Origin of the sequence: Streptomyces sp. CB00455 (genome assembly GCF_001905445.1) — a bacterium.
Classification (GTDB): domain Bacteria; phylum Actinomycetota; class Actinomycetes; order Streptomycetales; family Streptomycetaceae; genus Streptomyces.
On sequence record NZ_LIVQ01000006.1, the window covers coordinates 65,489 to 91,302 of the forward strand.

Below are 25,814 nucleotides of genomic sequence, written 5' to 3' on the forward strand. Positions count from 1 at the left end.
AATCACAACGGGAGTTAGTCAGTGAGCGCCATGTCTCTTGCCCTGCTGCTGACCACGGCCGCTGCCACGGCCGTGGGCGCTGCTGCGCTGCACGCCGTCCATGGTCTGCGCAAGCAGGTCACGGCCCTGCGCGGTGAGCTGGCAGCGCCGGCCCACCCCCGCGGTGCAGCCGTCCCCCACGCCCGCAGCGCCGTGGCGTCCCCCGCCGCGGAGATACGAGCGGCGGTGGCCGAAGCCCTCGCCGAGGAGCGGGAGCGCGAGCTCGCCGAGGCGCGTGCCTTCTGGGCCGCGCAGGAGGCCCGCGACGCCGCCGACGCGTCGCCCCGGTTCGCCGGGGAGACCCCGGGCTCGCTGCTGGGCGGCCTGCCCGGGCTCGGCGAGGAAAGCCCGCTGTTCCTGCCCCGCCAGGCCGATCTGGTGGGTCTGGAGGCGGTGCTCGGCGAGGACGTCCTCGACGAATACCCGGAGGACTCGGCCGAGCTGGCCGCGGCCCGCCGGCGCCACCCCTCGCACCCCGACTTCGTGCCGGTCCAGGCCCCGCACCCCGGCGCCGACCACGAGCGCACCGTCAGCCGCCTGGAGGAGCTCGCGGAGGCCCGTACGGCCCTCGCGGACGTCCGCCCCGGCCCCCTCGGCACGCTGGACGTCTACGTCTTCACCGACGGGACCACGCTGTGCATGACCCCGGGCCACCGCGAGACCGCGGAGCGCCTCGCCGAGGCCCTGCGCGCGGGCACCGCGCCGGTCCTGCTGGGCGGCTCCGGCATCTCCGGCGCCTACGCGCTCACGTTCTCCTGCGGAGACACCGAGGACCCGGACAGCAACGTCTACATCCTCGCGGACCGCGTCATCGCATCGCTCTGACCTCTGCCCGCTCCACCAGCCGCACGGCCTCGTCCAGCACCTCGGACGGGGCCTTCGCGCCGTCCGGGCCCCCCGCGGCGGCGCCGCCCCCGGCGGCCGCGGCGCGCAGCGCCTCGGCGAGGTCGAGCCCGGCCACCGCCACCTGGTCGCCGACGGCGAAGATCCCCGCGTCCGGCATCTCCCGTACGGCGCCGGCGCCCTCGAGGCGCTGTGCCCGGGTGGCGAGCTCGCGGGCCAGCTCCAGCGCGGTGGCCGCGGCGCCCTGCTGGAGGCGGCTCTGCGGCGCGGCCCGCAGGCGGTCGGCGAACCGTTCCACAACGGCGGTCAGGGGCGAAGTATCAAGCACCCGGCCGACCTTACGCGCCGTCCCGGCACCATTGCCAACGGGCGAACTCTCCGGCACGGTGGCGTGAAGAGAACAGCACGGCGATACCTCCGGAGGCGCCCATGTCCGTAGAGTTCTCCGAACAGACCCACCGCAACATGATCGACAGAATCCCGCAGACCACCGGTCGTGAGCTCTCCGACTGGCTCCGCACCGTCGACGACGGCCCCTCGCTCGTCCGGTTCGAGGAGAAGGTCAGCTGGCTGCTCGGCGCACACGATCTGTCGTACGGCCAGGCGAAGGCGATCATCCACGAGTACGACCTGCGCAGAGCCGCCCGCCGGTTCGGCTGACCCCGGCATCCCTTCGCCCTCCATCCCTTCCGCCGCCCCCGACGGGCGCCGGACGCGGGAAGGCCCCGCGAGCTGTAGCTCGCGGGGCCTTCCCCGTGCCGTGGCGGGCGGGCCCGCCGGTCCGGCTAGTCGTTGCCGGAGAGGATCTGGAAGATGCGGAGCATCTCCAGGTAGATCCACACGAGGGTCAGGGTGAGGCCGAAGGCCGCCAGCCAGGACTCCTCGCGCGGGGCGCCGTAGGCGATGCCGTCCTCGACCTGCTTGAAGTCCATGGCGAGGAAGCACGCGCCGAGGATGACGCCGATGGCGCCGAACAGCAGGCCGAGGCCGCCGCTGCGGAAGCCGAGGCCGTCACCGCCGCCGAAGAGGGCGAACAGCGAGTTGGCGACCATGAGCAGGATGAAGCCCATGGCGGCGGCCATCACGAAGCCGGTGAAGCGCCGGTTCACCCGGATCCAGCGCATCTTGTACGCGAAGAGCACGGCGGCGAAGACGCACATCGTGCCCATGACGGCCTGGATGACGACGCCCGGACCCAGGTAGGTGCTGGTCGCCGCGCTGATGACGCCGAGGAAGACGCCCTCCAGCGCCGCGTACCCGAGGATCAGGGCCGGGACGGGCTTGCGCTTGAAGGACTGGACCATCGCCAGCACGAACGCGACGAGGGCCGCGCCGATGCCGATGGCGTACGACTTGCCGAGGTTGGCCGGGTCGACCGGCAGCAGGACCCAGGACAGCGTCGCCGTCACGATGAGCGTGCCGAGCGTCATGGCCGTACGGCTCACGACGTCGTCCATGGTCATCGTGTTCGCCCGCGCCGGCGCCTGGGGCATGCCCGTGGCCGGGTCGGTCGCATACGGGTTGGTCGCGTACGGGTTGGTCGCGGTCCCGGCCTGCTGGTGCTGCTGCGCGTCGAAACCCGCGTAGCCACCGTTGTCGCGGCTGAACCCCCGTCGCGAGAAGACCGGGTTACTGCTCCTCATCTCACTCCTCCGTGGCCACCGGGCGCGGCCTTGCCTCAAGAGTAATGCGCTCGCAAAGAAAGCACCCTACTGCTGGAGGAGGATCTTAGGAGGAGGCGCGACGGAGCGCAGGGGGTGAGGAGAGGGTGAGGAGGGGTGGCCTCGCGGACCTGCCGAGTGCCCGGAGCCGGACTTGAACCGGCACGGCCCGAAGGCCAGCGAGGTTTAAGCTCGCCGTGTCTGCATTCCACCATCCGGGCAGGCGTAGCGGGCCCCCGTGAAAAAGCCGTGAACGCTGGGCCGAGCCTATCGGGAACGGCATCGCCGCCCGCGGGCCGTCTCTCCGATGTTGTCTGATTTTATTGGCGCTTGAGGGGTCGTCAGACGCGAGAACACGCGGTCCGCCCGCCCTCGGCGACGATCACGACCGGTACGGGAATGACGGGATTTCGATGGCCCGCGCCACCCCGCGCGCCACCCCCTGCGGCCGGCCCGCGCGTCCGTCCCGCGTCAGGGGTCCTGTCATACCAGAGGAGGAGCCGGGCGGGGCTCCGGTCAGACTCCAGTGGGCCCGGGAACGGGCACCTCGGCTGATCCGCGGCGCGGCGGGCGCGGCGAGGATGGAAGGGTCCCGCCGATGAACGGACCGGAGCCGGTCCGCAGCCCCGCCCCCCGACAGGAGTCGCTCCCGTGACCACCATGAACTACGCCCCGCCCACCGCTCAGGCCGTGGCCGCCCGCGCCACCGGCCTCTCCAAGGTGTACGGCCAGGGCGAGACCCAGGTGGTCGCCCTGGAGAACGTCTCCGTGGACTTCGCCCAGGCACAGTTCACCGCGATCATGGGCCCCTCGGGCTCCGGCAAGTCCACGCTCATGCACTGCGTCGCCGGCCTGGACACCTTCTCCTCCGGCTCCGTGCGCATCGGTGAGACCGAGCTGGGCTCCCTCAAGGACAAGCAGCTCACCCAGCTGCGCCGGGACAAGATCGGCTTCATCTTCCAGGCCTTCAACCTGCTGCCGACGCTGACGGCCCTGGAGAACATCACGCTGCCCATGGACATCGCCGGCCGCAAGCCCGACAAGCAGTGGCTGGACTCCGTGATCGGCATGGTCGGCCTCGCCGACCGGCTCGGCCACCGCCCCACCCAGCTCTCCGGCGGCCAGCAGCAGCGCGTGGCCGTCGCCCGCGCCCTGGCCTCCCGTCCCGAGATCATCTTCGGCGACGAGCCCACCGGGAACCTCGACTCGCGCTCCGGCGCCGAGGTCCTCGGCTTCCTGCGCAACTCGGTGCGCGAGCTCGGCCAGACCGTCGTAATGGTCACCCACGACCCGGTCGCCGCCTCCTACGCGGACCGCGTCATCTTCCTCGCCGACGGCCGCATCGTCGACGAGATGCTCAGCCCCACCGCCGACGGCGTGCTGGACCGCATGAAGGCGTTCGACGCCAAGGGCCGTACCAGCTGACCCGGGGTTCCCCCCTCGGTGGTGTCCGGCGGACCGCCATCCACCACAGCCCCGCCCTCCTCCAGACTTCCAGCCCCAGGACTGAGACCCCCATGTTCCGTACCGCCCTGCGCAACGTCCTCGCGCACAAGGCCAGGCTGCTGATGACGGTGCTCGCCGTCACCCTCGGCGTCGCCTTCGTCTCCGGCACCCTCGTCTTCACCGACACCCTCGGCAAGGCCCTTTCCGGGCAGTCCGCGAAGAGCTACGACGGCGTCGCCGTCTCCGTCACCTCGTACGGCCAGACCCGCGACGACGACGGCAACAAGCAGGGCGAGCCCGGCATCAGCCGGCAGACCCTCGACAAGGTCGCCAAGGTGAACGGCGTCGACACCGTCTCCGGCCGGGTCACCGGCTTCGCCGGAGTCGGCGACGAGGACGGCAGGCTGATCGGCTCCGGCTGGGCCAACAAGGGCTCCAACTACGCCCCCGCCAAGGACGGCAAGGACCCGCGCTACCACTTCACCGAGGGCACCGGGCCGGCCGGCGCCGACGAGATCGCCCTCGACAAGGAGAGCGCGAGCACGGGCAGGTACAAGGTCGGCGACAAGGTCCGCGTCGCCACCAACGGCCCGGTGAAGGAGTACTCCCTCACCGGTGTCTTCACCACCGAGGACGGCGCCGTCAACGCCGGCGGCAGCCTGGTCCTCTTCGACACCGCCGTCGCCCAGCAGCTCTACCTCAAGCCCGGCTTCTTCGACGAGCTCTCCGTCAGCGCCAAGGCCGGCGCCTCCGCCGACCGGTTGCTCGCCGACATCGAGCCGCTGCTCGACGGCAAGAGCACCAAGGCCCAGACCGGCAAGGCGCTGGCCGCGGAGCAGGCCGCTTCCATCGAGCGGGAGATGAGCGGCATGAGCACCATGCTGCTCGCCTTCGCCGGCATCTCCCTCTTCGTCGGCGTCTTCCTGATCTACAACACCTTCACGATGCTGGTCACCCAGCGCACCAGGGAACTGGCCCTGCTGCGCGCCGTCGGCGCCAACCGCGGCCAGGTCGTGCGCTCGGTCCTCGCCGAGGCCCTGGTCGTCGGCGTCCTCTCCGCCGCCATCGGCCTGCTCGGCGGCATCGGCCTCGCGGTCGGCATGCGCTCGCTGATGGACTCCCTGGGCGCCCGGATCCCGGCCGGTGACCTCGTGATCGCCCCCGGCACGATCATCGCGGCCCTGGTCATCGGTGTCCTCGTGACCACGCTCGCCGCCCTGGTGCCCGCCTGGCGCACCGGCCGGATCGCCCCCGTCGCCGCCATGGGCAGCGCCCACCTGCCGGCCAGTGCGAAGTCCCTGGTGCTGCGCAACGTCCTCGGCTGCATCATCGGCGCGCTCGGCGTCGGCCTCGTCCTGCTCGGTGTGAAGTCCGGCGGCGAGAGCGGCCGGACCCTGATCGGCGGCGGCGCGTTCTCCCTGCTCATCGGCCTGATCGTGCTGCTGCCGCTGCTCTGCGGGCCGTTCATCTCGGCCGTCCGCCCGGCGCTGCAGAAGCTGTTCGGCGTGCCCGGCAAGCTGGCCGCGCAGAACGCGGTGCGCAACCCGCGCCGCACCGCCGTCACGGCCGCCTCCCTGGCCATCGGGCTGACCCTGGTCACGGCCCTGTCGGTGCTCGGAGTCACCATGGGCAAGGCCGTGGACCGGATGAGCACGGACAAGCTCAAGGCCGACTACAAGGTCTCCATGTCCGGCGACATCGGCTACCTCGACAAGTCGGTGGCCGAGACCCTGGCCAAGGCGCCCGGCATCAAGGCCGTCTCCCCGCAGGTCGCCGGCTACTTCCGGATGGGCGAGGAGTTCCGCTCCGTCTCCGGCGTCACCCCGGGCACCATCGGCGACCTGCTGAACATCGAGGTCCTCGGCGGCTCGCTGGACGCTCTCGGCAAGGGCGAGGTCGCGGTCGCGGAGAAGACGGCCAAGGAGCAGAAGCTCTCGGTCGGCTCCACCCTCCAGGTCCAGTTCGACGACGGCCAGAAGGGCACGCTGAAGGTCGGCGCGCTCTACAAGGACATGGAGGGCCTGCTCTCCCCCTACGTCGTCGACGAGAAGGTCCTGAACGCCCACAGCGACGAGCCCTCCATCCGCGAGGTGTACGTCAACACCACGGGCGGCGAGTCCAAGGCGGCCGAGAAGGCCGTCGTCGACGCGCTCGGCAACAACCCGGCGATGACGGTCGCCACCCAGCAGGACATGCGCAACGAGATGGGCGGCCTCATCAACATGGCGCTGAACATCATGTACGGCCTGCTCGGCATGGCGCTGATCATCTCCGTCCTCGGCGTGGTCAACACCCTGGCGATGTCCGTCTTCGAGCGGACCCAGGAGATCGGCATGCTGCGGGCGATCGGCCTCGACCGGGGCCGGGTCAAGAACATGATCCGCCTGGAGGCCGTGGTCATCTCCCTCTTCGGCGCGGTCCTCGGTGTCGCCATCGGCGTCTTCCTCGCCTGGTCGCTGGGCACCACCTTCGCCAAGTCCGTTCCGGACTACCAGCTGGTCCTGCCGTGGGACCGGATCGGCGTCTTCCTCCTGCTGGCCGCCGTGGTCGGGGTCCTGGCCGCCATGTGGCCGGCCCGCAGCGCCGCCCGGCTGAACATGCTGACGGCCATCAAGACCGAGTAGCGGCCGGTCCCGGGCGCCGGCACGGCACACGGGAACACGGCACACGGCACACGGCACACGGCACACGGAATGGAAGGGCCCCGGGGCACGCCCCGGGGCCCTTCCGTGCTCCCACCGGGCCGGGGCTACGCGCCCCAGGTGCGCAGCCGCAGCGGCAGGCCGGAGTCCCCGCCCTCCCCCGGCCGCACCGCGAGGACCTGGTTGACGCCGAGCCGGCCGTGCTCGAAGCCCAGCGCGGAGGCCGCCATGTACAGCAGCCAGACCCGCGCCCGGCCCGGCGACGTGTGGCGCACGGCCTCCTCCCAGTGCTCCTCCAGGCGCGCCACCCAGGCCCGCAGGGTCAGCGCGTAGTGCTCGCGCAGCGCCTCCACGTCACGGACCTCGAAACCGGCCCGCTCCAGCTCGCCGACGGTGGTCCCGAGCGGTGACAGCTCCCCGTCCGGGAAGACGTAGGCGTCGATGAACTCGTCGATGCGGTAGGCGTCTTCGTCGGGCTCGGGCCGCCGGGCGATCTGGTGGTTCAACAGGCGGCCGCCGGGGCCCAGCAAGAGGTAGAGCGTGCGGGCGTACTCGCGGTAGCGGTCGGCGCCCACGTGTTCGGCCATGCCGATCGACGAAATGGCCCCGTACGGGCCGTCCTTGACGTCCCGGTAGTCCTGGACGCGGATCTCGACCCGGTCGGCCAGTCCCTCCTCCGCGACCCGTTTGCGGGCGTAGACGGCCTGCTCGCGCGAGAGCGTGATCCCGGTGACCCGGACGCCGTACTCCCGGGCCGCGTGCAGGGCCATCGATCCCCAGCCGCAGCCGACGTCGAGCAGCCGGGTGCCGGGGGCGAGGGCGAGCTTGCGGCAGACCAGGTCGAGCTTGTCCCGCTGGGCCTCCTCCAGCGTGGAGCCGGGGCTCCAGTAGGCGCACGAGTACACCATGGAGGGCCCGAGCACACGGGCGTAGAAGTCGTTGCCGACGTCGTAGTGGTGGCTGATGGCCTCGCGGTCGCTGCTCCTGGTGTGCCGGGGCCCGCCGCGCTCGCGGGCGGCCTCCTCCGGCGGCGGCGGGGGCGCGGGCCACGGCCGGGCCAGGGCGACGAGGTCCCGTACGGCGGCCCGCGCGCCCGGTTCGCGCAGCCGGCCGGCGGTGGCCGCCAGTGCGGCGGCCCTCTGTGGCAGGCGGGGGCGCAGCCCCGCGGGACGGGGCGCGGCGAGCCACCGGCGGGAAGGGCCGGTCGGCGGCGCGGCGGCCGCGGGCGGCCGTTCCCATAGGAGGCCCGCCACCCGGTCCAGCAGCTCGAACAGGTCGCCTTCGACGGTCAGGTCACCCGCGACCCAGGCACGGGCCAGGCCCAGTTCGCCGGGCTTCCACAGCATCCTGCGCACCGCCCGGCGGTCGCGGAAGACGAGCACGGGGCCGCCGGACGGGCCGGCTTCGCTGCCGTCCCACGCCCGGATGCGCACGGGCAGCGGGGCGTGCAGCAGGGTCTCGGCAAGAGCAGCCAGCCGCGGCGCGGCGTCGGTCATGGCGCACACCTCCAGAGGGAATCCGACGAAGCCCTCTACCCACTACGGGGTCCGGATAAGCCGGGAGCGCCCCTGGCACGCCCGAAGGGGCCGCCCGCACCACGGATGGCGGGAGGCCCCTTCGGGGTCGTACTGGCCTTGCCGGCGTTGCCGGTCCTGCTTGCTGCCGGCCTTGCTCGCTGCGGCCTTGCCTACTGCTGGTCCTGCGTACTGCTGGTCCTGCGGTCCTGCCGGTCCTGCGGTCCTGCCGGTCCTGCGGCAGGGCCCCGGGGCCCTGCCGGCGGCGCCGGGTCAGGACGCCTTGGCCTTCTGGGCCGGAGCCGTGGCGGCGGCCGGAGCCGGGGCCGGCTTGGCGGCCTCGTAGAACTCCTCGCGGGGGGTCTCCAGCGCACCGAGGGAGACGACCTCGCGCTTGAGGAACATGGCGAGGGTCCAGTCGGCGAAGACGCGGATCTTGCGGTTCCAGGTCGGCATGGCCATGCCGTGGTAGCCACGGTGCATGTACCAGGCGAGCCGGCCCTTGAGCTTGATCTTCGTCTTGCCCACGACGATCATCGCGACGCCCTTGTGGAGGCCGAGGCCCGCCACCGCACCCTTGTTGGAGTGCGAGTACTCGGCCTGCGGGAAGCCCCGCATGCCCGAGATGACGTTGTCGCCGAGGACCTTGGCCTGGCGCAGCGCGTGCTGGGCGTTCGGCGGGCACCAGGCGTTCTCGACGCCGGCCTTGCGGGCGGCGACGTCCGGGACCTGGGCGTTGTCGCCCGCGGTCCAGATGTAGTCCGTGCCCTTGACCTGGAGGGTCGGCTCGGCGTCGACGTGGCCGCGCGGGCCCAGCGGCAGGCCGTAGCGGGCCAGCACCGGGTTCGGCTTGACGCCGGCGGTCCACACGATGGTGCTGGAGTCGACCTCGAGGCCGTTCTTCAGCACGACGTGGCCGTCCACGCAGGAGTCCATGGAGGTGCTCAGGTAGATCTCGATGCCGCGGGACTCGAGGTGCTCCTTGCCCCAGGTGCCGAGCTTGGGCCCGACCTCGGGAAGGATCTTGTCGGCCGCGTCGACCAGGATGAAGCGCATGTCCTCGCGCTTGATCGTGGAGTAGTACTTCGCGGCGTCGCGGGCCATGTCCTCGACCTCGCCGATGGTCTCCGCACCGGCGAAGCCGCCGCCGACGAAGACGAAGGTGAGGGCCTTGCGGCGGACGTTCTCGTCCGTCGTGGACTCGGCCTTGTCGAGCTGTTCGAGGACGTGGTTGCGCAGGCCGATGCCCTCTTCCACACCCTTCATACCGATGCCCTGTTCGGCCAGGCCGGGGATCGGGAAGGTGCGGGAAACGGCGCCCAGCGCGACCACGAGGTAGTCGAAGGGCAGCTCGTACGCCTCGCCGACCAGCGGCGTGACGACGGCGACCTTGCGGTCCTGGTCGATGCTGGTGACGCGGCCGGTGAGGACCTCTGCCTTGGGCAGCACGCGTCGCAGCGGGACGACGACGTGCCGAGGCGAGATGCTGCCTGCGGCCACTTCGGGGAGGAAGGGCTGGTAGGTCATGTACGAGCGCGGGTCGACGACCGTGACGGTCGCCTCGCCGTAGCGCATCTTCTTCATGATGCGCTTGGCTGCGTACAGGCCTACGTACCCACCTCCTACAACGAGGATCCTGGGACGCTCCGTGGTGCTCATGGAAACGAGTATCCAGCACCCGATGGGGGGACGCTCGTGAGCCCCTTCACAAGGTGTCGGGGTGCCTCTGCTACACTCCGCCGCCCACGTGACGGAGGTCATGGCGCGCACCGGGAACCACGGTGTGGCCGGAGTCGTTGTTCACCCGTCCTGAACTGGCCCGTAGGCCCTCCGGCGGACTGGACCACCGGGTTCGCGGACACCTGCCGACGAGGCGCCCGAACCTCCCCGGTTCCCTCCATGACCCGGCCAATCGACGCCTTCGGGGCCCGGGAACCCGCCGAAAGCACCTTCGGAGGCCGTCTCAGGCTTCTTTTCCTTGTGAAGAACTTCACGAAGTTTCTCCTGAGCCCCCCGTGAAACAGGCCCGGCGGACCCCAACTAGGGCCCGCCGGCGGCGTTTCACGGCGCTCCGGTCGGGCGACCGGAGCGCCGCTTCGGAGCGGTTCGCGCGTCAGGAGCGCTGCTTGCCGGCCTCGGCCTCTTCCGCGGTCCTGATCGCGATCCCGTCGAGGATGTCGTGCTCCGAGACGACCACCTCCGCGGCCCCGATGCGCTCCATGATCGCCAGAAGGACCAGCGCGCCGGCGCCGATCACGTCCACCCGCCCGGGGTGCATCACGGGGATCGCGGCGCGCTCCGCGTGGGTCGACGTCAGCATCCGCTCGGTGATCGCACGGACCTGGTCGCGGGAGACGCGCGCGTGGTGGATGGCCGCGCTGTCGTACGCGGGCAGCCCGAGCGCGATCGCGGCGATCGTGGTCACCGAACCGGCCAGACCCACCAGGGTGCGGGCCTCGCCCAGCGGGACGGCCTCGGCGGCCAGGTCCAGGGCCGCTTCGATGTCGGCCCTCATGGCGGCCACCTGCGCCTCGGTCGGCGGGTCGGTGACCCGGCCGTCCACCACCAGGTGGCGCTCCGTCATGCGGACGCAGCCCACGTCCACGGACCGGGCGGCCCGGACGTGGTCCTCGCCGACGACGAACTCGGTCGAGCCGCCGCCGATGTCCACGACCAGGTACGGCTTGGCGAGGTCGTCGCGGCCGGTCAGCTCCTCGGTCGCGCCGGTGAAGGAGAACTCCGCCTCCTGGTCCCCGGAGATCACCTCGGGCTCGACGCCCAGGATGTCCAGCACCCCCCGGACGAACTCGTCCCGGTTCTCGGCGTCCCGGGAGGCGGAGGTCGCCACGAAGCGCACCCGCTCCGCTCCGAGTTCCTTGATGACGGCCGCGTACTCGCGGCAGGCGGCGAAGGTCCGCTCCAGCGCCTCCGGGGCGAGGCGCCCGGTCCGGTCCACGCCCTCGCCCAGCCGGACGACGACCATCCGCCGGTCCAGCTCGACCAGCTCGCCGGCCGCGCCCGGGGCGCCGCCCGGCGCGGTGAAGTCGGCCACCAGCAGGCGGATGGAGTTCGTCCCGCAGTCGATGGCCGCGACCCTGGTCATGCGCCCGCCTCCTCGCCGCCGGCGGCCTGCGGGCCCCCGCACGGGGTGACGCAGGCGCCCTTGGCCCACCACTCGGGCAGCATGGCCAGCGCCTCGTCGCCGAAGGGGTTCACGCCCGGGCCCGCAGCCAGGGAGTGGCCCACCAGCACGTGCAGGCACTTCACCCGGTCGGGCATGCCGCCGGCGCTCGGGAAGCCCTGGAGCACTTCGATGGCGTCGCGGCGCCGGATGTAGTCCTCGTGCGCGGCCCGGTAGGCGGCGGCGAGTTCGGGGTCCTCGGCGAGCCGGGCCTGCATCTCCTTCATGACCCCGTTGGCCTCCAGCGTGCCGATCGCGGAGGCCGCGCGGGGACACGTCAGGTAGTACAGCGTCGGGAAGGGGGTGCCGTCGGGGAGCCGGGGGGCGGTCTCCACCACGTCCGGCTGGCCGCAGGGGCAGCGGTGGGCGATGGCGCGCAGCCCGCGCGGGGGGCGTCCGAGCTGCTGCTCGAACGCCTCGATGTCCGCGTCGGTCGGCTCGGTCCGGTCGGTCTGGGGCGGGGGCGTCTGCATGCCTGGAGGAAGTCTCTTCGTTCGCGGTTCTGTACGGTGCTATGACGGGTGGTACGGACTCACTCGCCGGGGCGGTCGGCCTTGTCGACGCCGTCCCAGACGTTGGAGTACCAGGGGCGGTCGGAGCCCGCCTGGCCGGTCCGGTGGCGCTCGGAGCCCTCGGCGGCGGGGTCGGTCATGATGTAGCCGATCTCCCCCGGGCGCAGGAAGTGCAGGTGCTTGCGCGCCTGCTGTTCCGCGTAGGCGTTGTCCTGCCAGCGGGCCTTCTCGTCGCGCAGCCGCTCCAGGCGGTCCCGGGCGGCCGTGGCGGCCCGCTGCTGCTCCGCGATCTCCGAACGCTGGGAGACGTACTGGCGCATGGGATACGCGAGGGCGACGACCAGGGTACAGAGCACGAGCACCAGGAGCGCGGCGCGGCCGGTCAGCCGGCTGCGGTGGACCTGCCGGCGCGACTGCGACCGGTACACATGGGCCGCGGTCCGCTCGCCGAGCTGCTTGAGCCTGGTCGCGGTCGAGAAGGTGGAGAACCGATCCCGGTTCCCGGCCATTGATCCCGCCTCCCCTGTGTACGCCCTACGCACTACGTCCCCGCACACGGTACGGGACCGAGTGCGGGGACGTACGGAGGCTGGACCCTGGCCGCGGTGGTCAGCCCTTGAAGCGCGGGAAGGCGGAGCGGCCCGCGTACACGGCGGCGTCGTCGAGGATCTCCTCGATGCGCAGCAGCTGGTTGTACTTGGCGACGCGGTCCGAACGTGCCGGGGCGCCGGTCTTGATCTGACCGCAGTTCACGGCGACGGCGAGGTCGGCGATGGTGACGTCCTCGGTCTCGCCGGAGCGGTGGGACATCATGCACTTGAAGCCGTTGCGCTGGGCCATCTCGACGGCGTCGAGGGTCTCGGTCAGCGAACCGATCTGGTTCACCTTCACGAGCAGGGCGTTCGCGGAGCCCTCCTCGATGCCGCGGGCCAGGCGCTCGGGGTTGGTGACGAAGAGGTCGTCGCCGACGATCTGGACCTTGGAGCCCAGCTTGTCGGTGAGGGTCTTCCAGCCGGCCCAGTCGTCCTCGTACAGCGGGTCCTCGATGGAGACCATCGGATACGCGGAGACGAGCTCCTCGTAGTACTCGGTCATCTCGGCGGCCGAGCGGGACTGGCCCTCGAACTCGTACTTGCCGTCCTTGTAGAACTCGGACGCGGCGACGTCGAGCGCGAGCGCGATGTCCTTGCCCGGGGTGTAGCCGGCCTGCTTGATGGCCTCGACGATGAGGTCGAGCGCGGCGCGGTTGGACTCCAGGTTCGGGGCGAAGCCGCCCTCGTCACCGAGGCCGGTGGACAGGCCCTTGGTGTGGAGGACCTTCTTGAGGGTGTGGTAGACCTCCGCGCCCCAGCGCAGCGCCTCGGAGAAGGACTCCGCGCCGATCGGGGCGATCATGAACTCCTGGATGTCCACGTTGGAGTCGGCGTGCGACCCACCGTTGAGGATGTTCATCATCGGAACGGGCAGCAGGTGCGCGTTCGGGCCGCCGAGGTAGCGGAAGAGCGGAAGGTCCGAGGCCTCGGACGCGGCGTGCGCGACGGCGAGGGACACGCCGAGGATGGCGTTGGCGCCGAGGGAGCCCTTGTTGTCGGTGGCGTCCAGGTCGAACATGGCCTGGTCGATCAGGCGCTGCTCGGTGGCGTCGTAGCCGACGAGCTCCGGGCCGATCTGCTCGATGACGGCGAGGACGGCCTTCTCGACACCCTTGCCGAAGTAACGGTTGGGGTCACCGTCACGGAGCTCGATGGCCTCGAATGCACCGGTGGAGGCGCCGGACGGGACTGCAGCACGGCCGGTGCTGCCATCGTCGAGGCCCACCTCGACCTCGACCGTGGGGTTGCCTCGGGAGTCCAGGATTTCCCGGGCTACGACGACGTCGATGGACGGCACGAGCATCTCCTTCTGGGATGTGACGCTGGGTGTGCGGTGGCGTCAGGCCGTGGGATGGCCTTGCCGCCTAGAGCCTAACCGGATCCGGGCAGTCGGCCTGCCGACCGCCCGGCCCCTGGGACGAAAAAGGGGCCGAATACCCCTCTTGTGGGACATAGGGCTCTTGGCTGCCGCGGTTCCGGTGGCGCACACGCCGCCGCCCGGCGCGTGGGGGGATACGCGCCGGGCGGTGGGGATGTGCGTACATGCGTACGACGATCACGCGTGCGGCCGCGGCCGCAGCGGTCAGCTGAGCTTCAGCTTCTGACCCGGGAAGATCAGGTCGGCGTCCGGGACGATGTCCTTGTTCAGCTCGAAGAGCTTCTCCCAGCCGCCCGTGACGCCGTTGGCATCGGCGATGGTGCCCAGGGTGTCGCCGGACTTGACCTCGTAGGAGCCGTTGCCGGTCTTGGGGGCCTCGGACTTCGGCTTGGCCGGAGCCGGGGCCTGGGAACGCTCAGAGCGGGTGGTCGGCACCTCGGAGCGCTTGGTCTCCTTCTTCGGCGTGACCTTCTGCTCGGTCTTCTTCGGCTCGGCCTTCGGCTTGGCCGGGGTCTCGGAGCCGCCACCGGAGTAGGACGAGTTCGACAGGCCGACGCCACAGGACGGCCAGGCACCCTTGCCCTGGCTCTTGAGGACCTTCTCGGCGACGGCTATCTGCTGGGACTTCGAGGCCTGGTTGGCCTGCGCGGCGTACGACTTGCCGCCGTACGCGGCCCACGTGGAGGACGAGAACTGCAGTCCGCCGTAGTAGCCGTTGCCGGTGTTGATGGCCCAGTTGCCACCCGACTCGCAGGAGGCGACCCGGTCCCACTCGGACGCCGTGGCGGCGCTCGCGGAGCCCGCGGCCATCAGGGGGGCGGCGACGGCCACACCGGCGACACCGGCGAGCGTGACGATGCGGACGGCCTTGGAACCGCGGCGGTGCTTGCCCTTGCCGGAAAGCAGCATGGAGTTTCTCCTCACCGACGCCTGCGAGGTGAGCTGTCGGGTTCGGGCGAGTGAGTTGCCCGGTCGTGCGACCTAGCGCACGGCTTAACCCCTAGCCGGTGGCGTGACCGTCTCTCAACGGCCGCTCCCGGCACTTACCTTGGTTCCCCCGCTCCTGCCTTCGGCGCTTGACGCGACGACTGTTCCCTCCGTCCGCCGGCAGGATTCGGCGATGCGGTCGAAGGAGCCCGCTTTGGCGGGCGATTCAGAAGGTAGACAGGTCCCTCCCCGATGTTCAACGAGCCACATCGGGGAGGAACGGCCCCTACTTGCCCACCCCGAGGTGGTGTTTGCGCAGGTGAGGACGGGGTTTGCGGAAGCGCCGGGGCGGGACACGCCAGTTGACCTGAAGAGACACATGTCTCACTTGCAGGAAACGGACAATCAGGTCTTACCGGCCGCCCGAAGTGCCCCTATTGCTAGGTTAGATCCAAGTTCTGGCCGGGCTTGATCAGATCGGCGTCATTGCCGATGACCTGCTCGTTGGCCTGGTAGAGCGCGTTCCAGCCGCCCTTGAGGTCGTTGGCGTCCGCGATGGTCGCCAGGCTGTCGCCCGCCTTCACGGTGTACGTGGGGTCCGACGCGGCATCAGACGGCGCGGGCTCCTCGGCGGGCGCACCGCGGTGTTTGCCGTTGCCCTCCGAGGCCGTGGCCGGCAGGGTCGCAGGATCGGCGGAGGGCTCCGGGGTGACCGGCGCCGACGGCTGCGTCGTGGCGCCGGGAGCCGTGGGAGCCGTGGGAGCCGTGGGGGCCGTCGGGTCCGCCGACGGCGCGCCCGGGGTGGTGCCGGTGGCGGGCGGCACGGTGGGCGCGCCCGGATCCGCGGGAAGGGTCGGCGCGGCCGGGTCCGCCGGGACCACCGGAGGGGTGGGGGACGTCGTCGGCTCGTCGGGCGCGGGCATGACGGGCAGTCCGAGGGACGGCGCGAGCGGGCCGTCGGGAAGCACGAGGGAGGGGCTGCCGGAGGGGCTCGGGGCGGCTTGGGTGGGCGCGCCGAAGTCCGTGGAGGGTTTGCCGCCCCCGATGGTGGGCACAGTGTCGTCCGGGCGGGACGGTGTGGCGCCGGCGGCGCCGGAGCCGCCAGGCAGGCCGGGGTCGACATCGGCGGCGGGGCCCTGTCGGTCCAGTCCGGCCGAGGCGGCGCACAGCGGCCACGCCTGCGGGCCCTGGGAGGCCAGCACCCGCTCGGCCACGGCGATCTGCTGGGACCTGCTCGCCAGGTCGGCCCGCTCTGCGAAGTCGAGACCGCCGGCGCTCTTCCACTGCTCCTGGGTGAACTGGAGGCCGCCGTACTGGCCGCTGCCGAAGTTGGCACTCCAGCTGCCGCCGCTCTCGCATTCGGCGACCTTGTCCCAGGTGGCGGTGTCCGCCGCGCTCGCGCTCGTGGCGGCGAGCAGCGGCAGGGCCAGTGCGGAGCCGGTGACTCCGGCAGTGACGACTATCGCGGGCACCTGACGGGGCCGTCTGTGGCGGCCGTTCCCGGAACGCATGAGGCTGCACCTTTCGCATAACGGCGGGGTAACGGCAGAACCTAGCGGCCTTCGAACGATTGTCACAACTCCGGTCGGAAACTGACAGCCAATCAGTCGCGCTTCAGATGTTTCGGGGTGTGAAGTGCACGGGAAGGGTGCGCAGGCCACGCATGATCAGTCCGCCGCGCCAGCGCAGGTCCCCGGGTGGAACGGCGAGTTCCAGATCCGGCAGACGCGTGAGCAAAGTCGCAAGCGCGGTCTGACCTTCAAGTCGCGCGAGCGGGGCGCCCAGGCAGTAGTGGATGCCGTGCCCGTATCCGAGGTGCTGGTTGTCGGTGCGGGAGAGGTCCAGGGTGTCCGGTTCGGCGAAGCGTTCCGGGTCCCGGTCGGCGGCTGCCAGGACCACCAGGACCGGGTCGCCGGCCGCCACCGACCGCCCGCCGAGGGTCAGCGGTTCGGTGGCGAAGCGCCAGGTGGCCAGCTCCACGGGGCCGTCGTAGCGCAGTAGTTCCTCGACCCCGGTCTCCAGCAGTCCCCTTTCGCCGGCCGCGAGGGAGGCCTGGAGGAGCGCGCGCTGGTCCGGGTTGGCGAAGAGGGAGTGGACGCCGTTGCCGATGAGGTTCACGGTCGTCTCGAACCCCGCGAAGAGCAGGATGAAGGCCATGGCCGTGGCCTCGGCCTCGGTGAGGTGGTCGCCGTGATCGCTCGCGCGGATCAAATCCGAGATGAGGTCATTGCCGAGATCATCCCTTTTGCGGTGGATGAGTTCGCCGAGGTAGGTCCGCATCTGCTTCACGGCGCGCGCGACGCCGCCGCGCGGGCCGCCGCCGTGGCGGATCATCATCCCCGCCCAGTCCCGGAAGTCGTCCTGGTCCTCGCGCGGCACGCCCAGCATCTCGCAGATGGCGTAGATGGGGAGCGGGAAGGCGAACTCGTGGATGAGGTCCGCCTCGCCCTTCGCCGCGAACCGGTCGATGAGGTGGTCGGTGAGCTCCTGCACGCGCGGGGTGAACTCGGCGACCCTGCGGGGAGTGAAGGCCTTCGACACCAGCCGCCGCAACCGGGTGTGGTCCGGCGGGTCGATGTTGAGCAGGTGCGTCATCAGCTCCGCCTTGCGCTCCCCCGGGATCCCGGTCTTGCCCTTGGCGTGCGCCGGCTCCGCGTGGTGCGCCGGATTCTTGCTGAGCCGCTGGTCGGCGAGGGCCTGGCGGGCGTCGGCGTACCGGGTGACCAGCCACGCCTCGACCCCGCTGGGGAGCGTGGTGCGGTGCACCGGGGAGTGCTCGCGCAGCCAGGCGTAGGCCGGGTAGGGGTCGGTGGCGAACGCCCAGTCGAACAGGGTCGGGCCCTGGGTCGGAGGGGACGCGGCGGGGTCTGCGGGGATCTGCTCGTGCACCCGACGACCGTATCCCGGCGGCCACCTGTCATCCGATATGGGGGGTTCGTCGCGGCTGTCCGTGGATGCTCCATCGCTTGACCTCACATCGCCGGCCGTTCCTACTTTCGGTTTTGTGGATGTGAGGATCTTGAAAAGCAGCTTCGCGGTGGTGGAGAGAAGGGCCGAGCACGCGGCCAAGTACTTCTACTCCCACCTCTTCTGGCACAACCCCGGCATCCGTGAGCTCTTCCCGGTCTCCGCAGAAGAGATGGAGCGCCAGCGGGACCGCCTCTTCGCCGCCCTCACCCACGTGATCGTCCACTTCGAGGACGAGGCCCTCCTGCCCTACCTCCGCGACCTGGGCAGGGACCACCGCAAGTTCCGGGCCGGTCCCGAGCACTACGCGGCCGTCGGCGCCAGCCTCCTCGCCGCGCTCGCCGAGACCTCCGGCGCTGCCTGGACCCCCGCGGTGGAGAAGGCATGGAGCGAGGCCTACCAGGTGATCGCCGACGCGATGACGGCCGGCGCCGCCGCGAGCGAGGGCCCGCCATGGTGGGACGCGGAGGTCGTGCGCCACCTGAGGTACGGACAGGACATCGGCGTCCTGACCCTGCGGCCCCACGCCCCCTTCCCCTACCTCCCCGGCCAGTACGCGAGCGTGAGCAGCGAGCGGATCCCGACGACCTGGCGCACCTACTCCATCGGCAACGCCCCCCGCCCCGACGGCACCCTCGACCTGCACGTCAGCCGGATCGAGCGGGGCCGGCTCAGCACCGCCCTGGTCCGCGGGACCCGGCCGGGCGACGCCCTGCGCCTGGGCGCCGCCGGCGGGCGGCTGACCTTCCGCCGCGAGGGCCGGCCGGTCAGCCTGATCGCGGCCGGAACCGGCTGGGCGCCGATCCGGGCGATCCTGGAAGACCTCGCCGATCACCCTCCCGATCAGGACGTACGGCTCTTCGTGGTCGCGCGGGACGCCGCCCACCTCTACGACCGCCCGCTCATCGACGCGTACGCCGCCGGCTCCCGCCGCTTCGCCGTCACCTACATCACGCCCGCCCCCGGGCAGCACCGCAACCAGGCCACCGCCCGGCTCACCACCGCGCTCGGCACCCGGGGCCTGTGGCCCGACCAGGACGTCTATCTCAGCGGACCGCCGCCGTTCATGGAGGAGACCGCCGGTGTGCTGGAGGGGCTGGGGGCGCGCCCCGGCCGGATCTTCCACGACACCGTGCCCGCCGCCGCGAGCGGGCACGGGCCGAACGGCCGTCCCCTCGGCCACGGGGAGTGGTTCCTCAGCCGCCCGGCGCCGCACTGGCACGATCCCTCGGCCCGCGCGCCCGGGGACCGGTGACCCCGCGGGGCCGGAGCGCCGCCGCGCACTACCCGCCGACGCCCTCGGCCGCCCGGATCGCGTCCCGGTAGACGCGTGCCGCCGCGCGCAGGGCCGTCTCGGGGTCGATCCCCGCCGCCTCGGCCCGCGCCGCCAGCTCCAGCAGCTCGTACCCGATGCCCTCGCCGCGGGGCAGTTCCACGGCCACGCCGCCCGCGCGGGCCCGCCCCGCGAGCTTGGCCGCGAGCGCCAGGCCGGGCTGGCCCACCGGGATCCCGTCCGTGACGGACTCCCGCCGCTTCTCGACCGCCTTGGTGCGCTGCCAGTGGGCGCTGACGTCCTGCGGGGTCTTCGCCTGCGCGTCGCCGAAGACGTGGGGGTGGCGGTGGATCAGCTTCTCCACGAGGGCCCCGGCCACGTCGTCGATGGAGAACGCCCCGACGCCTTCCCCTGACTCCGCGGCGTCCCCGGCATCCCCGGCGCCTGCGGCGTCCCCGGCGTCCGCGGCCCCGGGGTGCGCGGCGCCCTCCTCCGCGATCCGCGCGTGGAAGACCACCTGGAGCAGGACGTCGCCGAGCTCCTCGCGCAGCTCCTCGCGGTCCCCGTCCTCGATGGCCTCGACCAGCTCGTACGCCTCCTCGATCGCGTACTTGGCCAGTCCCCGGTGGGTCTGGGTGGAGGTCCACGGGCACTCGCGCCGGACCCGGTCCATCACCTGGACCAGGTCGAGCAGGCGGGCACCGGGCAGGTCGTAGGAACCGGGCAGCAGCTCCAGGCCGGGCATGGAGACCCGGCCCGAACCGGCCAGCCGGGCCAGCCCGTCGGTGAGCCGCTGGTCGCCCTCGCCGCCGGGGAGCACCACGACCGTACGGCCCCCGGCGCACGCCTCGACCAGCGCCTGCGCGTCGGGAGCCTCGTGGACGACCTCGACGCCCGCCTCCCGCAGGTACGGCAGCTGCGGGTGCGCGGGGTCGGCGCAGACCACCCGGTCCGCGGCGTGCAGGGTCTGCCAGGCCGGCCAGGACAGCACGCCGGGGGCGACCCGGTGGCTGGTGGTCAGCAGGACGATGCGGCCGGTGGGCCCGGCGGGTTCGTGGTCGGTCACCCTTCGAACCTACCTCCCTGCCCGGGGGTCCGTTCCCGGCCCTGCGGCGAGAGCGTCAGGCCCCGGCGGGCGCCTGCTCGGGACGGGTCCGCTGGGTGATCCAGGGGGTGTCCCCGGCGCCCAGCTTGATCTGCTTGACGTCCCAGGCGCCGTAGCGCGGGTTGACCTCGATGTGCAGCGCCTTCGCGGCGGCCCGGGCCGGCTCCTCCAGCTTCCCGTTGCCGTACTTGGCGGTCAGCTTGGTGACCAGCACCCGGTCCCGGAGGAAACGGTCGATCTGGCCGGGCGCCATCGCCCCCTTCTGCAGGAACAGCGCCTCGAACTGCGCGGAGCCCTTGCTGTCGTCGACGTACCCCTTGCGCTCCTCCTGGATCTCCTTCGCGGAGACCGTGACGCCCGCGGTGTCGGCCATCTTGTCGATGATCCGGCTCTGGAGGATCGAGTCGAGCTTCTGGCGCTCCAGGTTGGGCGTGCTGGCGACGAGCTCGGAGGCGGACTGCCCGGAACGGTTCTGCGCGGCCCGGACCTCGTTCACCTGGGCCTGGACCGCGGAGGTGGTGATGCGTTCACCGCCGACGACGGCCGCGGTGCCGGGTCGGGCCTGCCCCGAGCAGGCGGACAGCAGGGGGGCCGCCAGGAGCAGGGCGGTGGAGACGGAGAGCGCTGTGCGACGGTGCAAAGGAGCCTCCAGGGCCGGGAGATTGTGCGTCGGTGCACAAAGGGGCCGTGCGGTGATCGATGGTATGCAGTCAGGGTGGTCCGAGCCACCGGTTCGACCAACGATTCCCGGGCTGTCGGGGTGCGTGTTCACTCCCCGGCCACCCTTCGGTCCTCCGGCACTGCCAAGGTCGGCCCACCATGTCGACACCGCACCGCTCGCGGCACCGCACGCCGCACGACCGCCCGCGGCGCACGCCGCGCACGCCGCGCCGCCGGAGCCTGTACGGCGCGGCCCTCGCCGCCCTGCTCGCGGCGGTGGCCGTGTGCGCCGGGGACGCCGCCGCCCGCGTCTTCCCCTACGGACCGCGCCACCGCAGCGTCAACGACCTCGGCAACCAGTTCGTGCCCTTCCACGCGCACCTGTGGGACCTCCTGCACGGCCGCGCGCGCGGCGGCCTGCTCTTCAACTGGCAGTCCGGATACGGCACCAGCTTCCTTCCGGACCTGGGCACCTACCTGACCAGCCCGCTGTCGGTGCTCGTCGCCCTGTTCCCGCGCGCGGACATCGACCTGGCCGTGTACGTCGTCACCGTGCTGAAGACGGCGGCCGCCGGGGCGGCCATGGCCTGGCTGCTGCGGACGCACCGCCGCGGTGCCTGGTGGGCCGCGGGGCTGCTGGGCGCCTCGTACGCGCTGTGCGGCTGGTCGGTGATCGAGGCCGCCTACAACCCGATGTGGCTGGACGGCCTGATCGCCTTCCCGCTGCTGTGCCTGACCGGGGAGTGGGCCCTGCGCGGGCGCCGGCCCGTGGCGGGGGCGCTGGTGGTGGCCGTCTGCTGGACGGCGAACTTCTACACGGCGTACATGGCCACGCTGGGCGCGGGGCTGGTGCTGCTGGTACGGGTGGTGCTGACGCGGGAGGGCGCGGCGCAGCGGCTGCGGCCCGTCGGCCGGGCGGCCGTGACGACCGTGCTCGGGATCGCGCTCGCGGCGCCGGTGCTGGTCCCGCTCTTCCTCAGCTCCCGGCAGGCGTACCCGGGCTGGGTCCGGGAGTTCAGGCCCGTGTCCTGGGCGGATGTCTTCGCCCGCCTGGAGCCGGCGACGTACTCCTTCTCCTCCCCCGCCGTCTTCCTCGGGACCGGGACGCTGCTGCTGGTGGCCGCGCTCCCCTTCCACCGGGGTGTGCCCGTGCGCGCCCGGCTGGCGTGGGCGGGGCTGACGACGGCCGTGGCGCTGTCCCTCCAGTGGGCCCCGGCGCACCTGGTCTGGCACCTCTTCGCCACCCCGAACGGCAGTCCGTACCGGCAGACCTTCGTCCTGGCCGGCATCGCCGTGATCGCCGCCTGGGCGGGGGTGGCGGCCGGGCCGCCGGGCCCGCGGCCGCTGGCGGCGGGGGCGGGGCTGCTGGCGGCGACGGCGCTGTGGGCGCGCGGGAGCACGCTGGCGACGAGCTGGGGGTACGTGTTCTTCTGCGGCGGCCTGGTCGCGGCGGCCGCGGCCTGGTGGGCGCTGCGCCGCCGCCGGCTCGCGCTGCCGGCGGCGGCGGTGCTGGCCGCCGTCCTCGTCGGCCAGGCGGCGGCCACGACCGCCTACGGCCACCGGGGCAAGCTGGGCGGACTCGACGACTACCCGTCCTGGTCCGCGGCGCACACCGCGCGGGCCGGTGCGCTGGCGGGCGCCGAGGGCTGGCCGGCGTACCGCACCGATCCGGGCCGGCCGGCCCTGACCGGCAACGACCCGATGCTGCTGGGCGGAGAGGGCGGCTCGTACTACAGCAGCCACACGCCGGCCGTGTTGACGGACACGATGGCCGCCCTCGGGTCGGGCTGGACCTCGCGCGGGCGCAACGTGCAGAGCCTCGACAACCCGGTGGTGGACGCGGTCTTCGCGGTGGGCGCACGGCTGCGGCCGGACGGCACGATCGCCCGGGCGCAGGTCCCCCCGCTGGTCACGATCCGCCCCCTGGCCACAGCCGGTACGGCAGGTACGGCAGGCACGGCGCCGGTGGCGGGCACGGTGGCAGGGGCGGGCGCGACGGGCGCGGTCGACAGCGGCGGCACCTCGGCGCCGCCGGGTGCGTCCGCCCCGCCCGGCGCACCGGTCGCGTACGGCGAGTCCCCCTTCCGCAATCAGGAACTGCTGCTGGGCGCACGGGTGTACGAGGATCCGGTCGCCCCGGGCGTCTGCCGGGCGGGTACCGGGGCCTACCTGTGGGCTCCGCAGTACGACGCGACGGCCCGCCTCGCGGACGGGCCCGCCTTCCGGCTGAACGGCGCCGCCCCGCGCAACCGGGCGGCCCTCCAGCCGATGGGCGTCTCCCGCGGCCCCTCCTCGGTGCTGGTCTTCGACGCGGCGCCGCCCGCCCGGTGGGTCTTGTCCTGCCTGGACCGCGACCGGCTGGGGGCGGCGGTGGACTCCCTGCGGGCCTCGGCGGCGACCTCGGTGCGGGTCGGCTCCACCGGGGTCCGGGCGGAGCTGCCCGCGGGCAGTACGGGGACTGCGGTCCTGTCCGTCCCCGCGATCGCGGGCTGGAGCTGCAACGGCCGCCCGGCCACCGCGCACCTCGGTCTGGTGGCCCTGCCCCTGGACGGCCGCACCACCCGCCTCGACTGCACCTTCCGGCCTCCGGGCCTCCTGCCGGGCACGGCCGTCGCCGGAGCCGCCCTCGCGATCCTGCTCGGCCTGGCGGCGGTCCGGCGCCGGCGGGCCCGGCCGGGACCGCACGACACCCTGCTCGTTCCGGGAATCTCGCGGATCAGGCCGCCCCACGCCCCGCGGACCAGGCCCCGCGCCTAGCGGACCTGGCTCAGCCAGTGCAGGGTCCGGCGGACCTCCGCCGGGAAGGGGTGGGCCGGGCCGTGCAGGCGCTCGGCGTCGAACAGCAGCCGGGCCAGGGTGTCGTGGGCGGCCTGACGGTCGCCGAGGGAGAGCAGCAGGTGCCCGATCCTGCGGCGGACCTCCAGCGGCAGTCCGGGGTCCGGGTTGGCGTAGTGGTTCTCGAACAGCGGGAGCAGCGAGCGGTACTCCGCCAGGGCCGCGGCCGGTTCGCCGAGCTGCTCCAGGCACTGGGCCGAGTCGTAGCGGAAGCGCAGCGACTGCGGGGCGCCGGCCGGGAACTGGTCGGCGAGGCGGCGCAGTTCGGGCAGGGCCCGGCGGTACTGGCCGTCGTCCATCAAGGTGGCGGCGTACTGCTTGCGCAGGGAGCGCACCACCGGCGAATGCTCGCCGTGCTCGGCGGCGGCGGCCGGGAGGATGCCGCCGAGGATGTCGACGGCCTGCGTCAGCTGTCCCTGGTCCAGCAGTTTGCGCGCCTCGTCCACGGCGCCGGGGATGTCGGGCCGCGGCGTCGGCGGGGAGGTCGGCTGGGGAGGGATGACGGTGGCCCGGTCCGGCCAGGGGGCGTGCGGGCGCAGGAAGGGGCGGGTCGGGTCGAGCGGGCCCGAGGGGGCGCGGCTGCCGCCGGCGGGCAGCAGCGGCAGGAGTGCCTCGTAGACCTTCTGCGCGGAGGCCGGCCGGTCCTGCGGATCCTTGGCGAGCAGGTGCAGCAGGAGCGCCTCCAGCTCCGCCGGGATCTCCGGGCGCAGCCGGCGCGGTGGGACGGGCGGCTCGTAGAGGTGCCGGTGCAGCACGCCCAGGGCGGTGGAGCCCGCGAAGGGGACGTTGCCGCTGAGGAGTTCGTACAGCAGCACGCCCAGCGCGTACAGGTCGGTGTACGGACCGACGGCGCCGCCCATGGCCTGTTCGGGGGCCATGTACGCGGGGCTGCCGATCGGCGTGCCGGTGCTGGTGAGGCGGGTGGTGTCGGTGTCCATCACCGAGGCGACACCGAGGTCCAGGACCAGGACCGTGCCGTCGGGGCGGATCATCACGTTGCGCGGCTTCAGGTCCCGGTGGACGATCGGCACCGCGTGCACGGCCGAGAGGACCGAGCAGAGCTGCGCGACGACCGCGACCGCCCACTGCCAGGGGTAGGGGTCGTGCTCGGCGAGGTGGTCGGCGAGGTCGGCGCCCTCGACGTAGCCCATGACGAGGAAGAGCTCGTCGCCGTCGTTGCCGGCGTCGTGCACGGTGACCAGGCCGGGGTGGTCCACCTGCGCCGTGACCCGGCACTCGCGCACGAAGCGGCGGCGCAGTTCCTCGGCGACCGTGCCGGGGCCGGCGACCTTGTCGGGGCGCAGCAGCTTGACGGCGACGCGCCGGTCCAGGCGCTGGTCGTAGGCGGTCCAGACCTGGCCCATGCCGCCCTGTCCCAGGACGCTCGCCAGCTGGTAGCGGTCTGCGATGAGCCGGTCGGTCACTGATCCGGGTCCTGGACCACGGTCCGGTTCGGGTCCTGGTAGGGGCCGCCCGGCGGCGGGGTCTGCTTGCGCAGCAGCTCGCTGAGCTCGTCGAGTTCGGCGCGGACCTGCCCGAGGCGCGGCGGCGGGGTGGGCTGCGGCGGGACGTGGGGCGGGGCGGGCACGGTGGGCTGTACCTGGGCGGGCGGGTAGCCGTAGGCGGGGGCGTCCTGCCGGGGGCCCGGGTAGGGGGCCGCCTGTGCGGCGTACCAGTGCGCGGGCCGCAGCGACGCCCTGGCCTCGTGGTGGCGGATGTCGGCGACGAGGAAGTACACGCAGGTCGCGAAGCCGGTGAGGATGGTGCCGCCGGCGCCGGTGTTGCCCTGCCAGCCGTCCGTCTTGGGGGTCGGGTCGGCGCCGATCAGCACGATCCAGCCGACGGAGAGCAGGCAGCTGACGGCCAGCAGCGTCCAGTCGCGGGTGGCCCGGGTGACCAGCGCGAGCCGCAGCATCGTGGCCCAGGCCAGGAAGCCGCAGCTCAGGATGGGCAGCAGCGTGAACAGCACGCGCAGGGTCACCACGCCCCCGGTACTGGGCTGGTGTCCGTGCTGCGGCGGGATGCCGGGGGCGTGCATCGGTGCTCCTGACGGGCCGTGCGGAATGGGTTTTCGCGTCTGAGCGTATACAGCGATTCCGGCCATGGTGAGGGGATGCGCCCAACCGTTGCACGGTCGCAGCCGATGCGGTCTGACCAGCGCGTTCCACGCTCTGGTGAGCGACTCCCCCCAAACGGGCGTACCGCCACGAACCAGACGGGCGGCCGGGCCCGCCGCGC

General features: G+C 72.6%; 21 protein-coding genes, 1 tRNA gene and 1 riboswitch. Of the genes, 6 read left to right on the forward strand and 16 right to left on the reverse strand.

Features of this window, described 5'->3' with window-relative positions; translation table 11 throughout:
• Window positions 1–30: 30 nt before the first annotated feature.
• Window positions 31–864 (forward strand): hypothetical protein, encoded by an 834-nt coding sequence (locus AMK16_RS23820; protein WP_199885567.1) that lies wholly within the window; start codon window positions 31–33, stop codon window positions 862–864.
• On the opposite strand, the gene AMK16_RS23825 is transcribed toward AMK16_RS23820, so the two are convergent.
• Window positions 848–1,210, reverse strand: coding sequence for a hypothetical protein (locus AMK16_RS23825; protein WP_073919072.1), 363 nt, complete (start codon window positions 1,208–1,210; stop codon window positions 848–850). The genes AMK16_RS23820 and AMK16_RS23825 overlap by 17 nt on opposite strands.
• A gap of 101 nt (window positions 1,211–1,311) precedes the next feature.
• Between AMK16_RS23825 and AMK16_RS23830 the strand changes: the two genes are divergently transcribed.
• Entirely contained in the window at window positions 1,312–1,542 is a 231-nt protein-coding gene (locus AMK16_RS23830) for a DUF4287 domain-containing protein (RefSeq protein WP_073919074.1), read from the forward strand.
• A 125-nt stretch (window positions 1,543–1,667) separates the two neighbouring features.
• On the opposite strand, the gene AMK16_RS23835 is transcribed toward AMK16_RS23830, so the two are convergent.
• Window positions 1,668–2,525: a Bax inhibitor-1/YccA family protein gene (locus AMK16_RS23835; protein WP_073919076.1), complete on the reverse strand. Its 858-nt coding sequence runs from the start codon at window positions 2,523–2,525 to the stop codon at window positions 1,668–1,670.
• Window positions 2,526–2,682: 157 nt separating this feature from the next.
• Window positions 2,683–2,764, reverse strand: a tRNA-Leu gene (locus AMK16_RS23840).
• A 439-nt stretch (window positions 2,765–3,203) separates the two neighbouring features.
• Between AMK16_RS23840 and AMK16_RS23845 the strand changes: the two genes are divergently transcribed.
• On the forward strand, window positions 3,204–3,968 hold the full coding sequence (locus tag AMK16_RS23845; RefSeq protein ID WP_107417243.1) for an ABC transporter ATP-binding protein: 765 nt from the start codon (window positions 3,204–3,206) through the stop codon (window positions 3,966–3,968).
• Between the two features lie 92 nt (window positions 3,969–4,060).
• Window positions 4,061–6,613: an ABC transporter permease gene (locus AMK16_RS23850; protein ID WP_073919082.1), complete on the forward strand. Its 2,553-nt coding sequence runs from the start codon at window positions 4,061–4,063 to the stop codon at window positions 6,611–6,613.
• Window positions 6,614–6,738: 125 nt separating this feature from the next.
• On the opposite strand, the gene AMK16_RS23855 is transcribed toward AMK16_RS23850, so the two are convergent.
• The 9 genes from AMK16_RS23855 to AMK16_RS23895 form a co-directional block, all read right to left on the reverse strand.
• Window positions 6,739–8,127: an SAM-dependent methyltransferase gene (locus tag AMK16_RS23855; protein WP_073919085.1), complete on the reverse strand. Its 1,389-nt coding sequence runs from the start codon at window positions 8,125–8,127 to the stop codon at window positions 6,739–6,741.
• A gap of 291 nt (window positions 8,128–8,418) precedes the next feature.
• A complete protein-coding gene (locus AMK16_RS23860; RefSeq protein WP_073919088.1) occupies window positions 8,419–9,804 on the reverse strand; it encodes an NAD(P)/FAD-dependent oxidoreductase in 1,386 nt (461 codons plus the stop codon).
• A 454-nt stretch (window positions 9,805–10,258) separates the two neighbouring features.
• Window positions 10,259–11,248: a Ppx/GppA phosphatase family protein gene (locus AMK16_RS23865; RefSeq protein ID WP_073919090.1), complete on the reverse strand. Its 990-nt coding sequence runs from the start codon at window positions 11,246–11,248 to the stop codon at window positions 10,259–10,261.
• Window positions 11,245–11,799, reverse strand: a complete 555-nt coding sequence (locus tag AMK16_RS23870) for a DUF501 domain-containing protein (RefSeq protein WP_073919093.1) — start codon at window positions 11,797–11,799, stop codon at window positions 11,245–11,247. Before AMK16_RS23870 ends, AMK16_RS23865 begins: the two co-directional genes overlap by 4 nt.
• 59 nt (window positions 11,800–11,858) lie before the next feature.
• Window positions 11,859–12,347 carry an FtsB family cell division protein gene (locus AMK16_RS23875; RefSeq protein ID WP_073919096.1) on the reverse strand — a complete coding sequence of 163 codons (489 nt, stop codon included), beginning with the start codon at window positions 12,345–12,347 and terminating at the stop codon, window positions 11,859–11,861.
• Between the two features lie 100 nt (window positions 12,348–12,447).
• Window positions 12,448–13,734 (reverse strand): phosphopyruvate hydratase, encoded by a 1,287-nt coding sequence (eno, locus tag AMK16_RS23880; RefSeq protein WP_073919099.1) that lies wholly within the window; start codon window positions 13,732–13,734, stop codon window positions 12,448–12,450.
• Between the two features lie 279 nt (window positions 13,735–14,013).
• Window positions 14,014–14,718, reverse strand: coding sequence for a LysM peptidoglycan-binding domain-containing protein (locus AMK16_RS23885; RefSeq protein WP_073919102.1), 705 nt, complete (start codon window positions 14,716–14,718; stop codon window positions 14,014–14,016).
• 3 nt (window positions 14,719–14,721) lie between these two features.
• Window positions 14,722–14,894: riboswitch (cyclic di-AMP (ydaO/yuaA leader) on the reverse strand.
• A 282-nt stretch (window positions 14,895–15,176) separates the two neighbouring features.
• Complete coding sequence (locus tag AMK16_RS23890) at window positions 15,177–16,247, reverse strand: LysM peptidoglycan-binding domain-containing protein (protein WP_073919105.1); 1,071 nt, start codon at window positions 16,245–16,247, stop codon at window positions 15,177–15,179.
• 103 nt (window positions 16,248–16,350) lie between these two features.
• Entirely contained in the window at window positions 16,351–17,625 is a 1,275-nt protein-coding gene (locus AMK16_RS23895; protein WP_073919108.1) for a cytochrome P450 family protein, read from the reverse strand.
• Window positions 17,626–17,746: 121 nt separating this feature from the next.
• On the opposite strand from AMK16_RS23895, the gene AMK16_RS23900 reads away from it, so the two are divergent.
• Window positions 17,747–18,958, forward strand: a complete 1,212-nt coding sequence (locus AMK16_RS23900) for a globin domain-containing protein (protein ID WP_242438872.1) — start codon at window positions 17,747–17,749, stop codon at window positions 18,956–18,958.
• A 28-nt stretch (window positions 18,959–18,986) separates the two neighbouring features.
• On the opposite strand, the gene AMK16_RS23905 is transcribed toward AMK16_RS23900, so the two are convergent.
• Together AMK16_RS23905 and AMK16_RS23910 are read right to left on the reverse strand one after the other, a co-directional pair.
• Complete coding sequence (locus AMK16_RS23905; RefSeq protein ID WP_073919113.1) at window positions 18,987–20,042, reverse strand: MazG family protein; 1,056 nt, start codon at window positions 20,040–20,042, stop codon at window positions 18,987–18,989.
• 55 nt (window positions 20,043–20,097) lie between these two features.
• On the reverse strand, window positions 20,098–20,721 hold the full coding sequence (locus AMK16_RS23910) for a SurA N-terminal domain-containing protein (protein WP_073919114.1): 624 nt from the start codon (window positions 20,719–20,721) through the stop codon (window positions 20,098–20,100).
• Between the two features lie 179 nt (window positions 20,722–20,900).
• Between AMK16_RS23910 and AMK16_RS34355 the strand changes: the two genes are divergently transcribed.
• Entirely contained in the window at window positions 20,901–23,498 is a 2,598-nt protein-coding gene (locus AMK16_RS34355) for a YfhO family protein (RefSeq protein WP_079191687.1), read from the forward strand.
• On the opposite strand, the gene AMK16_RS23920 is transcribed toward AMK16_RS34355, so the two are convergent.
• Window positions 23,495–25,000 carry a serine/threonine-protein kinase gene (locus tag AMK16_RS23920; RefSeq protein WP_073919116.1) on the reverse strand — a complete coding sequence of 502 codons (1,506 nt, stop codon included), beginning with the start codon at window positions 24,998–25,000 and terminating at the stop codon, window positions 23,495–23,497. The two genes, AMK16_RS34355 and AMK16_RS23920, sit on opposite strands and share 4 nt — an antisense overlap.
• Window positions 24,997–25,614 carry a hypothetical protein gene (locus AMK16_RS23925; RefSeq protein WP_073919119.1) on the reverse strand — a complete coding sequence of 206 codons (618 nt, stop codon included), beginning with the start codon at window positions 25,612–25,614 and terminating at the stop codon, window positions 24,997–24,999. The genes AMK16_RS23920 and AMK16_RS23925 overlap by 4 nt, the downstream gene beginning before the upstream one ends.
• Window positions 25,615–25,814 lie beyond the last annotated feature (200 nt).

Bases quoted from the DNA above. Each gene is read 5' to 3' on its own strand.
- AMK16_RS23835 (WP_073919076.1), bottom strand. From the start codon at position 2,525: ATGAGGAGCAGTAACCCGGTCTTCTCGCGACGGGGGTTCAGCCGCGAC.
- AMK16_RS34355 (WP_079191687.1), top strand. From the start codon at position 20,901: ATGTCGACACCGCACCGCTCGCGGCACCGCACGCCGCACGACCGCCCG.
- AMK16_RS23875 (WP_073919096.1), bottom strand. From the start codon at position 12,347: ATGGCCGGGAACCGGGATCGGTTCTCCACCTTCTCGACCGCGACCAGG.
- AMK16_RS23855 (WP_073919085.1), bottom strand. From the start codon at position 8,127: ATGACCGACGCCGCGCCGCGGCTGGCTGCTCTTGCCGAGACCCTGCTG.
- AMK16_RS23850 (WP_073919082.1), top strand. From the start codon at position 4,061: ATGTTCCGTACCGCCCTGCGCAACGTCCTCGCGCACAAGGCCAGGCTG.
- AMK16_RS23845 (WP_107417243.1), top strand. From the start codon at position 3,204: ATGAACTACGCCCCGCCCACCGCTCAGGCCGTGGCCGCCCGCGCCACC.
- AMK16_RS23865 (WP_073919090.1), bottom strand. From the start codon at position 11,248: ATGACCAGGGTCGCGGCCATCGACTGCGGGACGAACTCCATCCGCCTG.
- AMK16_RS23890 (WP_073919105.1), bottom strand. From the start codon at position 16,247: ATGCGTTCCGGGAACGGCCGCCACAGACGGCCCCGTCAGGTGCCCGCG.
- AMK16_RS23925 (WP_073919119.1), bottom strand. From the start codon at position 25,614: ATGCACGCCCCCGGCATCCCGCCGCAGCACGGACACCAGCCCAGTACC.
- AMK16_RS23870 (WP_073919093.1), bottom strand. From the start codon at position 11,799: ATGCAGACGCCCCCGCCCCAGACCGACCGGACCGAGCCGACCGACGCG.
- AMK16_RS23820 (WP_199885567.1), top strand. From the start codon at position 31: ATGTCTCTTGCCCTGCTGCTGACCACGGCCGCTGCCACGGCCGTGGGC.
- AMK16_RS23830 (WP_073919074.1), top strand. From the start codon at position 1,312: ATGTCCGTAGAGTTCTCCGAACAGACCCACCGCAACATGATCGACAGA.
- AMK16_RS23885 (WP_073919102.1), bottom strand. From the start codon at position 14,718: ATGCTGCTTTCCGGCAAGGGCAAGCACCGCCGCGGTTCCAAGGCCGTC.
- eno (WP_073919099.1), bottom strand. From the start codon at position 13,734: ATGCTCGTGCCGTCCATCGACGTCGTCGTAGCCCGGGAAATCCTGGAC.
- AMK16_RS23860 (WP_073919088.1), bottom strand. From the start codon at position 9,804: ATGAGCACCACGGAGCGTCCCAGGATCCTCGTTGTAGGAGGTGGGTAC.